The sequence below is a fragment of the Caulobacter sp. DWP3-1-3b2 genome (assembly GCF_049896325.1).
GTDB lineage: Bacteria > Pseudomonadota > Alphaproteobacteria > Caulobacterales > Caulobacteraceae > Caulobacter.
In genome coordinates this window covers 32853-47646 of record NZ_JAFCUB010000009.1, presented here as the reverse complement: position 1 = coordinate 47646, position 14794 = coordinate 32853, and the positions used below count along the sequence as shown (strand labels likewise).

Sequence of the window (14794 nt, the reverse complement as noted above, 5' to 3'; positions counted from 1 at the left end):
CCGGCATTTGCCGGGATGAACGGTATTTTTATAGACCTAGATGTCTTTCCAGCCCCTCGACCACCAGCCCGTGATCCTCGACCTGCGGCAGACCCGAGATGGTGATCGCGCCGATGCAGCCCAGGCCCGCCAGGAGCAGCGGAAACCCGCCGCCGTGGGCGGCGTGGTCTCGGAGCGGCAAGCCGTATCGGCTCTCCAGCGTCTCGCCGGAGGCCTTCAGCTTCAGGCCGACGGCCAGGGTGCTGGTCCCCAGGGTCAGGACGGTATTGCGTTTGCGGCGGATCCAGTCGGCGTTGTCGGGACCCGCGCCGGGCAGGGCGGCGTGGAACAGCGGGCGGTCGCGCAGACTGATGTCGATGGCCACCGGGGCGGACCGGGCCAGGGCGAGGTCGCGCAGGGCGGTTCCCAGCGTCCAGACGGTCTCAAGGGTGAAGCGCTCGAACACCAGAGTCTTTTCCTGGGCGGCGACGGCGGCCAGCAGATCGGTGTCGGTCACAGCGACAGTTCCCGGCCCTCGGCCGCGCTGCGCTGGGCCAGGTCGATCAGTTCCATGACCGCTAAACCCTCCTCAGGCGGCGCGGGGTTGGGTCCCACGCCTAGCAGGGCGTCGCGGATCGCGGTGTAATACGCCGGATAGTTCCCCGGTTCGCCCGAAACGGAGCGGCTGACCGTCCTCTCGCCATCGGGAACAACCAGGGTCCCGGGACGCGGATCGGCGCCCCAGCCTGCGGAGCCCGGGGCGACCCCAGCCTTCAAGGCGTCTTCCTGCGCGTCCAGGCCCTGCTTGATGAAGCTGCCTTTCGTGCCATGCACGGCCATTCGCAGGTCCGAGGCGATGGTCATCTGGCTGGCGTGCAGCAGAACCCGCAGGCGCGGGTAGCGTAGTAGCAGGTGGAAATAATCGCCGGCCTGGCCGCCGTCCTTCTGCGCGGCGATGTCGGCGAACACCGCCCGGGGCGAGCCGAACAGCTGCAGGGCCTGGTCAATCAGATGCGGGCCGAGGTCGAGCAGCACGCCAGCGCCGGGCGCCTCGCGCCAGCGGTCACGGACGATCGGACGGAAACGGTCGAAATGGCTCTCGTATTGGACGACTTCGCCGAGTGACCCGTCGGCGATCAGGGCCTTCAACGTGAGGAAGTCGCTGTCCCAGCGACGGTTGTGGAAGATGCTCAACAGCTTGCCGGCGCGACGGGCGTGGTCGGCGACGGCGCGGGCGTCCTCAAGCGTCACGGCGAACGGCTTGTCGATGATCACGGCCTTGCCGGCGTCCAGCGCCGCATGGGCCTGCCGGGCGTGCAGCGGGTCGGGGGTGGCGATCACCACCAGGTCGATGGTGGGGTCGCGCAAGGCGGCGTCCAGGTCGGGCGCGACCTTCACGGCCGGATGGTCGGCCAAGACCTTGACCGGGTCGCTGGAAACCACGGTGTGCAGGGCAAGGCCCGGCGTGACGGCGATCAGTGGCGCGTGGAAGATCTTGCTGACGAAGCCGTAGCCGACCAGGGCGACCTTGAAGGGGAGGCGTGAGGACATGGCGTCTTATACCCAATCCTCTGCGGGATAGGGCGCAAGAAAAAGCCCCCGACCTTACGGTCAGGGGCTCGTTCTTCGGATGCTGATGAAGGCCTAGACCTTCACCGGCTCCATCTTCGGGGTCAGCAGATGGATGACCAGCAGGGCCACCAGATAGGCGCTGCCGGCGACGATGAAGATTGGGGTGTAGGTGCCGATCTGGTCCAGTACGCGGCCGATGTACTTGGAGAACACCATGCCCCCCACCGCGCCCAGCATACCGCCGATGCCGACGACCGAGCCCACGGCGCCGCGCGGAAAGACGTCCGACGGCAGGGTGTAGAGATTGGCCGAGAAGCCCTGGTGAGCAGCGGTGGCGACACCGATGATCAGCACGGCGACCCAAAGACTGTCCACATTGGCGGCGAAAACCACGGGCGTGGCCAGCAGGGCGCAGACCAGCATGGTCGTCTTGCGCGCCTTGTTGATACTCCATCCGGCTTTCATTAGGCGGGACGAAAGCCAGCCGCCGCCGACGCTGCCAACGTCGCTGAGCAGATAGATGGCGATCAGCGGTGGGCCGAAGGTCTTCAGATCCAGGCCGTAGCGCTTGCCCAAAAAGTCGGGCAGCCAGAACAGAAACATCCACCAGATCGGGTCGATCAGGAACTTGCCCAGGGCGAAGGCCCAGGTTTCGCGCTTGGTGAGCAGCTTGGCCCAGCCGATCTTCTCGACGGGGTCGGCTGGGTCCTGCTCGATGTGGGCCAGTTCGGCGGCCGACAGGCGCTTCTGCTCACGCGGCCGGCGATAGACGATCAGCCACAGCGGCAGCCAGACCAGGCCGGCGATCCCGGTGACGATGAAAGCCATCTGCCAGCCAAAGGCCAGAACGATGCCCGGCACCACCAGCGGGGTGACGATGGCGCCGATATTGGTGCCGGCGTTGAAGATGCCGGTGGCCAGGGCGCGCTCGTTCTTGGGGAACCACTCGGCCACGGCCTTGATGCCGCCGGGAAAGCCGCCGGCCTCACCTATGCCCAGGCCCATGCGGGCGATAGCGAAGCCCCCGAACCCACGCGCCAGGGCGTGGCCGATATGGGCGACCTGCCAGATGAAGAACGCAATACCGAAGCCCCAGCGCGCCCCGATCCTGTCCATGATCTTGCCCCAGGCCAGGTAGGCCACGGCATAGGCAAGTTGGAAGTAGAAGACGAGGTCAGCGTAGTGGGTCTCGTCCCAACCAAATTCCTTGCTCAGGTCAGCCTTCAGCAAGCCAATGGTTTGGCGATCGACATAGTTGATCACCATCGCCAGGAATAGCAGGCCGACAATCACCCATCTGTACCGCCCGATCCTCGCGGATGGAGCGGGCATCGTTGGAGCGTCCATGGACTTCCTTACCCTCGGTCTTGTTGTTTTTCCGACGCCCCCGTCGGTTTTTTAGGCCGGGATGGCGACGCAGGCGACAGTCCCGAATGGAACGAAGTCTACGCGCGCCTGGTCGCCTGCCGCAACGTCATGAATGCCGGTGCTGGCGCCTGTGGTCACCAGCATGCCCTTCTTGAGGGGTCTGCCGCGCGAGGCGACGTGTCCCAGCAGGAAGGCCAGAGCGGCTAGCGGCGAGCCGGGGATCGAGAACGCGCCGCCCTTGCCGACCGACACGCCATTGATGAAGGTCTCGGACGGCATGTCTTCCCAGGCGATCTCGCGCCAGTTTTCTATGACCGTGCTGAGGATCTGGCCGTCATTATTGCCGAAATCCGAGGCGACGATGGGCGGGCCGAGTTGATTGATGGTAGCCAGCGGGCTGCCGGCGATCTCGACGCCGACCAGCAGGTCACCGACGTATTCCGCGGCTTCATCGGCGGTCCACTCGGTCTTGTCGACTGGTGCGTCCTTGCCTAGCCGGACGATGAATTCGGCCTCTACGGCGGTGAAGCCACCGGCGATAGCGCGGAACGGGGTGGGAGCCGACGTGGCGTCCCAGACGTTCTTCTTGAAGATGCAGCCGGCCAGGCGTTCGGCGCCCAGGCGTTCGCGGTGCTGCGGCGGCACCAGGCCTACCTTCCAGCCGACGAGTTCATCGGGCCAGGAATCGATCGCGATGTCCTGCACGGCATAGCCGTCGGCCATGGTCCGGGGAAGCACGCCGCCCGGATAGCCGGGGACCGACACGCCCTTCAGGCGCGCCTCCACGAATTGTTGAGCGATGGACGCCGGCGCGAACACTTCGCTCTCGGCCTCGGAAACGGTCACGCCGCGAATCCTCCCTCGCACTACTCTACTGTCCCGTTTAACGGGCTTAGAAACTGCATAATGGAAACCGGTGTCATTGACAATCGGGCAAGCGACACCGGTGGCAGTGGATTGTCAGGCTCCTTTTGCCGGGGTTGCCATGCCTCCATGGTTGATCACGTCACCCTCCGCCGCCTGGCGCTCGCGCTGCCCGAAGTCGTGGCGAGCCGCGAGCGCCAGCGCCGGGCGTTCGAGGTCCACGGCAAGAGCATCGCTTGGTCCTATTTCGCTCGCGCCGCTCCCAAGGCCCGGCGCGAGCTGGTCGTCGGCGTGATCGCGGTGCGCTGTCCGCTCCCCGAGAAGGAGATGCTGATCGAGGTCGCGCCCGACCGGTTCTTCGACGATGACCACTATCGCGGCTTTCCCGCTGTGCTGGTGCAGCTCGACAGGGTGGACGAGGATGAATTGGCGGATTTGCTGGCCCGCGCCTGGCGCATTCAGGCGCCCAAGGCGCTAGTCAAGCGGATCGAGGTCGCGCGCTCCGGAACCGGCGGACCGGGCGGCGATTTCTCCTCGCAGACAAGGAGCGTCGCCATGGCCGAGGGCCAACTCGCAGAGTATCGCCGCAAACGTGACTTCCAGAAGACTGCGGAGCCCAGCGGCGAGCAGGCGGTGGCCGCCGCGCCCCATGCCCGGTTCGTGATCCAGAAGCACGAGGCCACGCGTCTACACTATGATTTCCGGCTGGAGATCGACGGGGTGCTGAAATCCTGGGCCGTGACTCGTGGCCCGTCTCTGGACCCCGCCGACAGGCGGCTGGCGGTCGAGGTTGAGGACCATCCGCTCGACTACGGGGACTTCGAAGGCACCATTCCGCAGGGCCAGTATGGCGGAGGAACGGTGCAGCTGTGGGACCGAGGCTACTGGACGCCCGAGGCGGGTTTCGAAGACATCGGCAAGGCGCTGAAGAAGGGCGAGCTGAAGTTCGTGCTCGAGGGCGAGCGGCTGCACGGCTCCTGGGTGCTCGTGCGGATGAACCGGGACCGCAACGCCAAGGACGGCAAGAGCAAGCGGCCCAACTGGCTGCTGATCAAGCATAAGGACGACGCCGCCCAGCCGGGGAAGGGCGGGGCCCTACTGGAGGACGACGCCTCGATCGCCTCGGGCCGGACCATGGCCGACATCGCCGCCGGTAAGGGCAAGGGGCCCAAGCCGTTCATCCTGAAGTCCAAGGGCACGAAGGACGCGGTGTGGACCTCGCGGACCAAGGCCGAGCGGGAGACCCTGCAGGCCGATGCGGAAGAGACGCCGACGTTCGCCAAACCCGTTGAACCCAAATCCGAGCCCAAGGCCAAATCCAAGGTCAGCAAACCAAAGGCCAAGCTCCAGATCCTGCCCGACTTCATCGAGCCGCAGCTCTGCAAGGCCCTGGACCGCCCGCCGGCCGGCCCCGGCTGGGCGCATGAGATCAAGTTCGACGGCTACCGCGTCCAACTGCGCGTCGAGGGCGGCCGGGCCACCCTGCGCACGCGCAAGGGCCTGGACTGGACCGCCAAGTTTACCTCCATCGCCAAGGCCGCCGCGGATCTGCCCGATAGCATCCTCGATGGCGAGGTGGTGGCCTTGGACGCCGCTGGCCAGCCTGACTTCGCTGGCCTGCAGGCGGCGCTGTCGGACGGGAATACCAGTGACCTGATCTTCTTCGCCTTCGACCTGCTGACCGACAAAGGCGGGGACCTTCGCGACCTGCCGCTACGCGAGCGCAAGGCGCGACTGAAAGCGATGATGGAGCCGGACGAGCCACGCCTGCGCTTCGTCGATCACTTTGAGACGGCCGGCGACGCGGTGCTGCTGTCGGCCTGCAAGCTCGACTTGGAGGGCATCATTTCCAAGCGGCTGGACGCACCCTATCGCTCCGGCCGCAGCGACAGCTGGATGAAGGCCAAGTGCCGCGCGGGCCATGAGGTGGTGATCGGCGGCTACACCACCACCGGCAGCGCCTTCCGGTCGCTGATCGCCGGCGTCTATCGCGAGGGCAAGCTGGCCCATGTGGGCCGGATCGGCACTGGCTTTCGCCGCGACAAGGTCGGCAAGCTGCTGCCGCGCCTGAAGGCGCTGGAGACTGACAAGTCGCCGTTCGAAGGCAAGGGCGCGCCGCGCAAGGCCGACAACGTCCATTGGGTGAAGCCCGAACTGGTGGCCGAGATCGAATATGCCGGCTTCACTGGCGATGGTTCGATCCGCCAGGCCTCGTTCAAGGGTCTGCGCGAGGACAAGCCGGCCGCCGAAGTCGAGGCCGAGGTCCCGGCCTCCGCCGAGACCGCCGAGCTGGCGACGCCGGTCCCCAAGGCCGTGCCCCAGGCCACAAGCAAGACCGCTCCGACCACGATCTCGACCACCAAGACCGACAGCATCGTGATGGGCGTGACCATCTCCAAGCCCGACAAGGCCCTCTGGCCCGATGTCGATGGAACGCCGGGGACCAAGATCGACCTTGCCCGCTATATGGAAGCGGTCGGGCCCTGGATGTTGCCGCACCTCAAGGGCCGGCCGGCCTCGATCATCCGCGTGCCCGACGGCATCGGCGGCGAGGCCTTCTTCCAGCGCCATGCCATGCGCGGGATGTCCTCGCTGATCGAGCTGACCACCGTGAAGGGCGACAAGCAGCCCTACATCCAGTTCGACCGGCTCGAGGCCCTGATCGCCGCCGCCCAGATCGCCGCCGTCGAGATCCATCCCTGGAATTGCCAGCCGGGCGACCCCGAAGTGGCCGGCCGGCTGGTCTTCGACCTCGACCCCGCGCCGGGCGTCACCTTCCAGGATGTCATCGACGGAGCCCGCGAGGTCCGCGACCGGCTGGAGGAGGTGGGGCTGGTCAGCTTCTGCAAGACCACCGGCGGCAAGGGCCTGCACATCGTCACGCCCCTATCCGACAAGGTGCCGTGGGACTTGGCCAAGACCTTCGCCCGCGAGGTCTGCGCTCGCATGGCCGCCGATGCGCCGGACAAGTACCTGATTGCCATGAGCAAGAAAGCGCGGGAGGGGCGGATCTTCCTCGACTACCTGCGTAACGACCGCACCAGCACCGCCGTCGCACCGCTTTCGGCGAGAGCCAGGCCGGGCGGGACAGTGTCGATGCCTCTCAACTGGACTCAGGTGAAGGCGGGCCTCGATCCCACGAAGTACACGATCCGCAGCGTTCCCGGCTTGCTCGCCAAGAGCACGGCCTGGGAGGACTATTTTGACGCCGCCAAACCGCTGAAGGCGGCGATCAAGCGGCTGGAGTAGGGGGTGGGGCGCGGGCGCTCTGGGTCATGGAAGTGACAGCTGCGCAAAACGGCGGCGATGACGACCATGCGGCCGTAGTCTTTGCGATTTCGAGAGCTGTCGCACCTTCGGTCTCGCACAGCGACGTGAGCGCATCGTGACCGAGCTTCGCCGCAGCGCAACGGATCGAAACGGCTGTCCAGTGCGTTTCTCAGGCCTGTAGTCTTCGGAGAGGGCCTTATCGCCATGACCGCGTTTGGGTCAGCCGTTCGGCATGCGTCGGATGATTTGCCACCACCCCCTGTCGCCTTGCCGCCCCACGCGGCCCTTTTTCTCGACCTTGATGGCACGCTAGCCCCGATCATGCCCCGGCCTGAACAGGTTGGCCCTGACGCGCGCCGCGCGGCGCTGCTCGACGACCTGACCCGCGCCTTGGACGGCCGCGTGGCGGTGGTCAGCGGCCGCGCGCTGAAGGACCTTGATCGCATTCTGGAAGGCCGCGTTCCGGCCATCGCCGCCGTCCACGGCCTTGTCCGCCGGGGCGCCCACGGCGTGGAGTGCGCTAAACCGCACGCCGACCTCGACTATGCGCGCGGCGTGCTGCGCGATCTGGCCCGCGGCGATAAGGGCCTGTTGTTCGAAGACAAGGGTCTCAGCGTAGGCCTGCACTATCGTAATGCGCCCTCCGCCGCCGAGGCCGTGATCGAGGCCGCCGAACGCTTGGCCCAGTCCTCCGAACTGGTCCTGCAACTGGGTGACATGGTCGCCGAGCTGCGAACCCCCGGCCAGGACAAGGGCAAGTCGGTGTCGGCTTTCCTGCGCGAGGCGCCGTTCGACGGGGCCTGCCCGGTCTTCGTGGGCGACGATCTGACCGACGAGGACGGCTTCGCCGCCGCCGCCCGCCTAGGCGGCTATGGCGTGCTAGTCGGGCCGGAGCGTCCGACCCAGGCAGTCTATCGTCTGGAAGACTGCGGAGCCGTGCTCGACTGGCTGAGCGTCGCCCTTGGAGCCGGGGGCGCTGGGGGCGGGAGGAGCGTCGCATGAGCCGCCTGATCGTCGTCTCCAACCGCGTCAATCCGCCCACCGGCAAGGGCGACGAAAGCGTCGGCGGCCTAGCCATGGCCCTAGGCGCGGCCTTGCGCGAATATTCCGGCATCTGGTTTGGCTGGAGCGGCAAGACCACCGAGACGTTCACCGGCCAGCTGAACATGCAGAAGGCTGACGGGGTGACGGTGGCCACCGTGGATCTCGAGGAGAACGACTACCAGGAATATTACAACGGCTATGCCAACAAGACCCTGTGGCCGCTGTTCCACTATCGCGTCGATCTGACCGCTTATGACCGCTCGTTCGGCGAGGGCTATGACCGGGTCAACAAGCGCTTCGCCGAGACCTTGCTGCCGCTGATCGAGCCCGACGACATCATCTGGGTGCACGACTACCACCTGATCCCGATGGCGCGGGAGCTGCGCCGGCTTGGCGTGACCAACCGGATCGGCTTTTTCCTGCACATCCCGTGGCCCGCTCACCAGCTGGTGGTGACCCTTCCGCGCCATAGGCCGCTGGTCGAGGCGATGTTCCATTACGACCTGATCGGCTTCCAGACCGAGGAGAGCGTCCAGGCCTTCGAGGGCTATGTGTTCAACGAGGTGGGCGGCGAGCGCACCGATGATGGGCGGCTGACGGCCTTCGGCCAGACCACCCAGGCTGGCGCCTTCCCGATTGGCATCGACGCGGCCGACTTCGACCGCATCAAGGACAGCTACCGCGCCAACCGGGTCTATGACCGGCTCATGGCCCACAGCGTGTTTCGCAAGATGATCGTTGGCGTTGATCGCCTAGATTATTCCAAGGGACTGGAAGAACGGTTGATCGGTTTCGAGCGGTTCCTGCACGACAATGACGAGGCCCGTCGCGAGGTCATGCTGCTGCAGATCGCCCCGATCTCGCGCGACGAGGTCGGGGCCTACCAGGACCTGCGCGGGCGGCTAGACGGGCTGATCGGGCGGATCAACGGCGCCTATGCCGACATGGACTTCAATCCGATCCGCTACCTCAATCGCAGCTATCGCCGCGACGAGCTGGCCGGGGTCTATCGCGCCGCCAAGGCTGCCCTGGTTACCCCCCTGCGTGACGGCATGAATCTGGTGGCCAAGGAATATGTCGCCTCGCAAAACGCTGACGATCCGGGCGTGCTGATCCTCTCGCGCTTCGCCGGCGCGGCCCGGCAGCTGAAGGAGGCGTTGATCATAAACCCCAACAGCCCCGAAGAGATATCCGACGCCTTGAGCCGAGCTCTGAGCATGGATCTGGCCGACCGCAAGCGCCGCTGGGAAGCGTTGATCGACAATGTCACCCGCCACGACGTCACCGCCTGGCGCGACGACTTCGTCTCGGCGCTGCGCGAGCCGCCCCACATGACGACAAGGGAGGCCGCCTTGCCCAAGGCCGCCAACGAAACACCAGCCCTGGCTGTCCGGGCCGGAGGGAGAGCATGACATGGCCGCGAGACCCACTTGGCAAGGCCATCTGCGCCTCTCATTGGTCACCTGCCCGGTAGCGATGTACACGGCGACCAGCCCCGGCGGCGAGGTGCGCTTCAATCTGCTGAATCCCAAGACCCACAACCGGATCAAGATGATCGCCACCGACCCCGAGTTGGGCCCGGTTGATCGCGCCGACCTTGTCAAGGGCTACGAATACGAGAAGGACCACTATGTGATCCTGACGCCCGAGGAGATCGAGAGCGTCCGCCTGGAAAGCACGCGCGTCATCGACATCGAGCGCTTCGTCGACGCCGGCGACATCGACCGGCTCTATTGGGACAATCCCTATTTCCTGGTGCCAGACGGCAAGCTGGCGCTGGACGCCTACACGGTGATCCGTGACGCCATGGCCGGCGCGGGCAAGATCGCCCTGGGCCGGGTGGTGATGCACACTCGCGAGCGCCTGATGGCCATCGAGCCGCGCGATAACGGTCTCATCGCCTACACCCTGCGCAGCCATGACGAGGTGCGCGACTCCCGCGAACTGTTCGACGACATCCCTGACCGCAAGGCCGATCCCCAGATGGTGGCCATCGCCGAGAAGATCATCGAACAGCAGGAAGGTCCCTTCGACCCCAGCCAATTCAAGGACCGCTACGAGGACGCCCTGCGCGCCCTGATCGCGCAGAAGGAAAAGGGCGGCAAGTCCAAGGTCACGGTCGAGGAGCCAGACAACACCAATGTCGTCGATCTGATGGAGGCCCTGCGCAAGAGCCTGGGCCAGAAGCCCGGCATGGCGGCGGTCAAGCTGGCGGCCAAGAAGGAGCCCGCCGCCAAGGCGCCCACCAAAAAGGCTCCGGCGCGCAAGAACGCCTCTTGAGGCGCGCGGCATTTGCCCTGCATCGCGATGGGGCGTTTGATCCTCGTCCGGGAGGACGTGTGATTCACAGGCTTCGCATTTTCCTGCCCGTGGCATTGGCCGCGGCGCTTTCCGGGTGCGCCACGGCGGCCCGACAGGAGCTGGCGCGTGAGAGGGCCGCCGTGCTGGAGTGCCAAGGCCAGCGCACCGCGCGGCCGACGGTGATCCTTGAAGCCGGAGCGTTCGGCGGCGTCGCCGACTGGACCTTGGTCGAGCGCGACCTCGCAAAGCGCGGCCGGGTTTGCGCCTATGACCGCGTTGGCCTTGGCCTCGCGCCGCTGGAGGTCGAAGCCATCGACCGCTCGCCGGTGGCGATCGCCCGGCGTCTGGAGGCCTTGGTCTCCCAGGAGGAAGGCGACAGGCCGGTAATCCTGGCGGGTCACTCCAACGGCGGACTCTATGTCGAGGCCTTCGCCCGGCTGTGGCCCCAACGAACGGCTGGCCTGCTGCTGGTCGATGCGGTCGGAACCGACGTACAGAACCATCCACTGGCCTTGGCTGACCTTGAAAAGGAGCGACAGCTCACCGGCCTGGCGCCGTTCGCCCGCGCGACGGGCCTGTCGCGCCTGGGCCCTTGGCTGAGCGAGATCCATCCGCCGGCCGAGGCCGCAGCGCGCCGTGAGCTGACCTGGACCCGCCGCTCCAGCACTCACGCGGCTTCCGAAGAGGTGCAGGCTATCGTCGCGGGTCTCAAGGCAGTGGACACCTTGCCGCCGCTGCGTCTGACCATCCCGGTGGCGGTGATCGTCGCGAGCCGTCGTCCGACCGCGCCGCTGGATCGCGACTGGAGAGCCGCCCAGGTGGCGATCGCCGATCGCGCCTGCCGTTCGGTGGTGGTCGACGCCTGGTCGAGCCATACCTCGATCCTCGACGCTCAGGGCGACTATGTCGTTGCCCTGGTCGATTGGCTTAACGGCGGCCAACCCTGGGCGGGCAAGCGCGGCTGCGGCTAGAGAAGTTTTCGAGCGAAGTGGTTCCGGTTCGCGTGAAGAAAAATGCGTCAAAACAAAAGATTAGAGCTCACGGCCTGACGCAGTCAGGTCGGGAAATGCTCTAGCGCCCCAATCCGCTCAGCCACCTCCGCAGGGGCGCGTCGTAGAACCGCGAGGCGATCCAGGCGATCAGCGGAATGAAGACCAGCGCCGCGCCGCAGAACCACAGGGGGAACCACGCCGGTTCGCCTTGCGCATAGACCCGCATCATCATCGCCCAAGCCGCCCAGTGCAGGGCGTAGAGCGGATAGGAGAGATCACCCGCGCCACGACACAATGCGCCGAGCCGGCCGTTGGGGTCGTGGGCGCCCATGCACACCAGCACCGGGAACAGCAGCGCCACGCAGGCTAGGTCGTAGAACTCGTTGCGCGGCGTGAGCGGCGCGAACAGGGCGGCGGCGAGCAAAACCACCGGGATCACAAGACCCGACCCTGGGGCCCTATGGCGATAGCGCCAGGCCAGCCAGCCCAGGGTGAAGCTGAAGGTCGACCGCGCCAGTCCGATCCAGAAGGTCGCGCGATCCCAGCCGGTCTCGATCCCATGCATGCCCAGGGCGCCCCACAGCATGACCGCGAAACAGACGATCAGGATGGTCGCCAGCCCGGCGCTCGGCATGCGCCGGACCGGGAACCACAGGGCGCTGATCAGCACCTCGAAAAATAGCGACCAGGCCGGCGGATTGAACGGGAACAGGCTGGGAAAGGTCCCGTAGGGCGTGGGGTCCAGGCGCGGGATCAGCAACAGGCCGCGTGTCAGGTTCAGCCAGAACGGCGGGCTGTGCCGGGCAGTAAGGATCGCGCCCATGAAGGTCGCCAGCACCAGCATTGGCCAGATCCGCACGACGCGGGTCTAGAGATAAGACAGCCAGCCGATGTCGCGCCGTTGGAACGCGTGGGCCAGCACGAAGCCGCTGAGGCAGAAGAAGAAATCCACCGACAGATAGCCGTGGGCCACCACGCCCTTGCGTCCCGACCAGTCGGTGACGTGGTAGAGGAGCACCCCCGCCGCCGCCACGGCGCGCAGGCCGTCAAGGGCGGCGAATCTCTGCGTCTTTTGCTCAATCACCCGCTGCGTCCACAGCATGGAGGTTTGAGTGATGAGCGGGCCTAGAGCAAGCCGCGACCGTCCGCTCCTGCGGCTTGCCCTAATCGAGAAGCTGGACCCGAACGCCCAATTCCGCCGCCGCCAGCGCCAGGCGATTGTCCAGGGTTACGCAAAAGGTCTTCCCGGCGGCACGTGGCGGCGTGAAGCGCGCTGCTGACCTCTTCGATCGTGGGTGGGTACGATGACGCCGGCGTCCAAATAGACGCTCAAGCCTCGGGGTTCTCGTAAAGCTCGTAAAGCTCGTTGAGCAGATCAGCGGAGCTGATCCCGGCTGGCTTTCGCGCCTGACGGCGGGCACGCAGCCAGGCATAGGTCGCCTGCGGGGTCCCAGGAGCACGCGCCGCGATCGCCCGCAGCTCGGCGACAGGCTTACCGCGCCGTGGGATGATGACCTCCTCGCCCTTCAGCGCGCGGTCGATCAGTCGAGGCAGGCGGTATCGACGCCCATTGCGAACGGGCGCGGGCTGCGGGGCCCGAGATCCTGATGGAGCCGGCCGATCAGTTCTATGGCGACCGCACCTATCGTTGCCCCGACCCGGAGGCCCATTTCTGGGCCGTGGGCGCGCCGGTCAGGACCGTCACCCAGCAGGAGGCCGAGGCGGACTCGGGACTGAAAGTCATCCAAGGCTGGGTGTGACCGCGACCATGACGCCCGGCGATTTCCGCCGTTTGGCCCTCACCTTACGCGGGGCGATCGAGAGCGCGCACATCCAGGGCCCGCGTCGAGCAGGCGAACTGGCCCAGGCCGCCAGCCTGACCGCGCCGGCCATCATCCGCCATCTGCGCGCCCTTCGCCAGGTGGGGCTGGCGGAGGAAACCCGCGTGACCGTCGAGCATCGCGGCTTGGACACTGTGCCGATCGAGCACGTGGCGCGCGCCGCTTCCCCGACGGCGTGTTCCTGCGCCGGCACGGCGAGTGGTGGCAGGCGCTGCTGACAGGTCTGGCCATTCGCGCTGCTATGGGTTCAAAGGAAGACGCCGGGGGAGGGCGACGCATGACCAAGACCATCAGCAAGACCCACCGTCAGGCGGCGCTGGGCTTCATTTTCGTCACCGCCAGCCTCGACGTGCTGTCGCTGGGGGTGATGATCCCGGTGCTGCCCGAGCTGATGAAGCGCTTCAACGGCGGCGACACCGCCTCGACCGCGCTATGGATCGTGCTGTTCGCCACGACCTGGGGCGTGATGCAGTTCTTCTGCGCGCCGATCCTGGGCTTGATGTCCGACCGTTTCGGCCGCCGGCCGGTGATCCTGACCTCGATCTTCGGCCTGGGGGTCGACTTCCTGTTCATGGCCTTTGCCCCGACCATCTGGTGGCTGTTCGTCGGCCGGGTGTTCAACGGCATGACCGCCGCCAGCTTCTCGACCGCAGGCGCCTATGTCGCCGACGTCACCAAGCCCGAGGATCGGGCCAAGGGCTTTGGCCTGATGGGGGCGGCGTTCGGGGTGGGCTTCACCTTCGGCCCGGCCCTGGGCGGCTGGCTATGGCATTTCGACCATCGCCTTCCGTTCCTGGTCTGCGCGGCCCTGGCCCTGTGCAACTGGCTGTACGGCTTCTTCGTGCTGCCGGAGTCTCTGCCGGTCGAGAAGCGGGTCAAGCGGTTTGACTGGAAGAAGGCCAACCCAATCGGCTCGCTGAACCTCTTGAGGAGCAAGCCCAACCTGCTGGGCCTGGCCGGTGTCGGCTTCCTGTTCCAGCTGTCGCACAACGTGCTGCCCAGCGTCTTTGTGCTCTATATGGGCTATCGCTATCATTGGCCGGTCAATGTCATCGGCCTGACCCTGATGGGCAGCGGCATCGCCGGCATCTTCATGCAGACCGTCGTGGTTGGCCCCGTCGTCAAGGCGGTCGGAGAGCGCGGCGCGCTGCTGATGGGCCTGTTCTTGGGCGCGGTGGGCTTCATGATCTACGGCCTGGCGCCGACGGGTTGGCTCTATCTCTGCGGCCTGCCGATCTTCGCCTTCAGCGGCTTGATCCAACCGGGGCTTCAGGGCCTGATGACCCGCCGTGTCGAGCCGTGGGAGCAGGGCCAACTGCAGGGGGCGAACTCCGCCATGATGGGCATCACGGCCATCGTGGGGCCGTCGCTCTACCTGTTCCCGTTCGCCTGGGCGGTGCGCCATGACGCCACCTTGCACATGCCCGGCCTGCCGGTGCTGATCGCCGCGGCCCTGATGCTGGGGGCGGTTGTTCTGGCCTATCGCTATGCGCGACCGCTGGCGGCCATCAATGCGCCCGAAAGCTCAGCTGATTTGGCAGGCTGAGTTTCACGGAGTCGCCA

The 14794-nt window shown here is 66.4% G+C and carries 12 protein-coding genes and 1 pseudogene; 8 read left to right on the top strand and 5 right to left on the bottom strand.

Translation table 11 applies throughout. From position 1 onward, the window contains the following. Nucleotides 1-28 precede the first annotated feature (28 nt). The 4 genes from ACP7AG_RS08855 to ACP7AG_RS08840 all read right to left on the bottom strand — a co-directional run bounded on the left by ACP7AG_RS08855 (nt 29) and on the right by ACP7AG_RS08840 (nt 3765). Nucleotides 29-496: a heme-degrading domain-containing protein gene (locus ACP7AG_RS08855; protein WP_426030567.1), complete on the bottom strand. Its 468-nt coding sequence runs from the start codon at nt 494-496 to the stop codon at nt 29-31. Next, nucleotides 493-1530 carry an oxidoreductase gene (locus ACP7AG_RS08850; RefSeq protein WP_426030566.1) on the bottom strand — a complete coding sequence of 346 codons (1038 nt, stop codon included), beginning with the start codon at nt 1528-1530 and terminating at the stop codon, nt 493-495. Before ACP7AG_RS08850 ends, ACP7AG_RS08855 begins: the two co-directional genes overlap by 4 nt. A 93-nt stretch (nt 1531-1623) precedes the next feature. Then, nucleotides 1624-2898 (bottom strand): MFS transporter, encoded by a 1275-nt coding sequence (locus ACP7AG_RS08845; RefSeq protein ID WP_426012002.1) that lies wholly within the window; start codon nt 2896-2898, stop codon nt 1624-1626. Between the two features lie 51 nt (nt 2899-2949). Next, nucleotides 2950-3765 carry a 2-keto-4-pentenoate hydratase gene (locus tag ACP7AG_RS08840; RefSeq protein ID WP_426012000.1) on the bottom strand — a complete coding sequence of 272 codons (816 nt, stop codon included), beginning with the start codon at nt 3763-3765 and terminating at the stop codon, nt 2950-2952. A gap of 573 nt (nt 3766-4338) precedes the next feature. Between ACP7AG_RS08840 and ligD the strand changes: the two genes are divergently transcribed. The 5 genes from ligD to ACP7AG_RS08815 all read left to right on the top strand — a co-directional run bounded on the left by ligD (nt 4339) and on the right by ACP7AG_RS08815 (nt 11369). Further along, nucleotides 4339-7032 (top strand): DNA ligase D, encoded by a 2694-nt coding sequence (gene ligD / locus ACP7AG_RS08835; protein ID WP_426030602.1) that lies wholly within the window; start codon nt 4339-4341, stop codon nt 7030-7032. 225 nt (nt 7033-7257) lie between these two features. Then, nucleotides 7258-8055, top strand: coding sequence for a trehalose-phosphatase (gene otsB / locus ACP7AG_RS08830; RefSeq protein ID WP_426030565.1), 798 nt, complete (start codon nt 7258-7260; stop codon nt 8053-8055). After that, nucleotides 8052-9509: an alpha,alpha-trehalose-phosphate synthase (UDP-forming) gene (locus ACP7AG_RS08825; protein ID WP_426030564.1), complete on the top strand. Its 1458-nt coding sequence runs from the start codon at nt 8052-8054 to the stop codon at nt 9507-9509. The genes otsB and ACP7AG_RS08825 overlap by 4 nt, the downstream gene beginning before the upstream one ends. Before the next feature lies 1 nt (nt 9510). Continuing rightward, nucleotides 9511-10377, top strand: coding sequence for a Ku protein (locus ACP7AG_RS08820; RefSeq protein ID WP_426030563.1), 867 nt, complete (start codon nt 9511-9513; stop codon nt 10375-10377). 161 nt (nt 10378-10538) lie between these two features. Continuing rightward, on the top strand, nt 10539-11369 hold the full coding sequence (locus ACP7AG_RS08815; protein WP_426030562.1) for an alpha/beta fold hydrolase: 831 nt from the start codon (nt 10539-10541) through the stop codon (nt 11367-11369). 100 nt (nt 11370-11469) lie between these two features. Here ACP7AG_RS08815 and ACP7AG_RS08810 read toward each other — a convergent pair. Then, nucleotides 11470-12492: pseudogene (locus ACP7AG_RS08810) on the bottom strand (acyltransferase family protein). Between the two features lie 505 nt (nt 12493-12997). Here ACP7AG_RS08810 and ACP7AG_RS08805 point away from each other — a divergent pair. From ACP7AG_RS08805 to ACP7AG_RS08795, 3 genes are read left to right on the top strand one after another with little or no spacing between them, the layout of a single operon-like run. Next, complete coding sequence (locus ACP7AG_RS08805) at nt 12998-13150, top strand: hypothetical protein (protein ID WP_426030561.1); 153 nt, start codon at nt 12998-13000, stop codon at nt 13148-13150. After that, nucleotides 13147-13449 (top strand): ArsR family transcriptional regulator, encoded by a 303-nt coding sequence (locus ACP7AG_RS08800; protein ID WP_426030560.1) that lies wholly within the window; start codon nt 13147-13149, stop codon nt 13447-13449. The genes ACP7AG_RS08805 and ACP7AG_RS08800 overlap by 4 nt, the downstream gene beginning before the upstream one ends. 59 nt (nt 13450-13508) lie before the next feature. Then, nucleotides 13509-14777 (top strand): TCR/Tet family MFS transporter, encoded by a 1269-nt coding sequence (locus tag ACP7AG_RS08795; RefSeq protein ID WP_426030559.1) that lies wholly within the window; start codon nt 13509-13511, stop codon nt 14775-14777. Nucleotides 14778-14794: the final 17 nt, after the last annotated feature.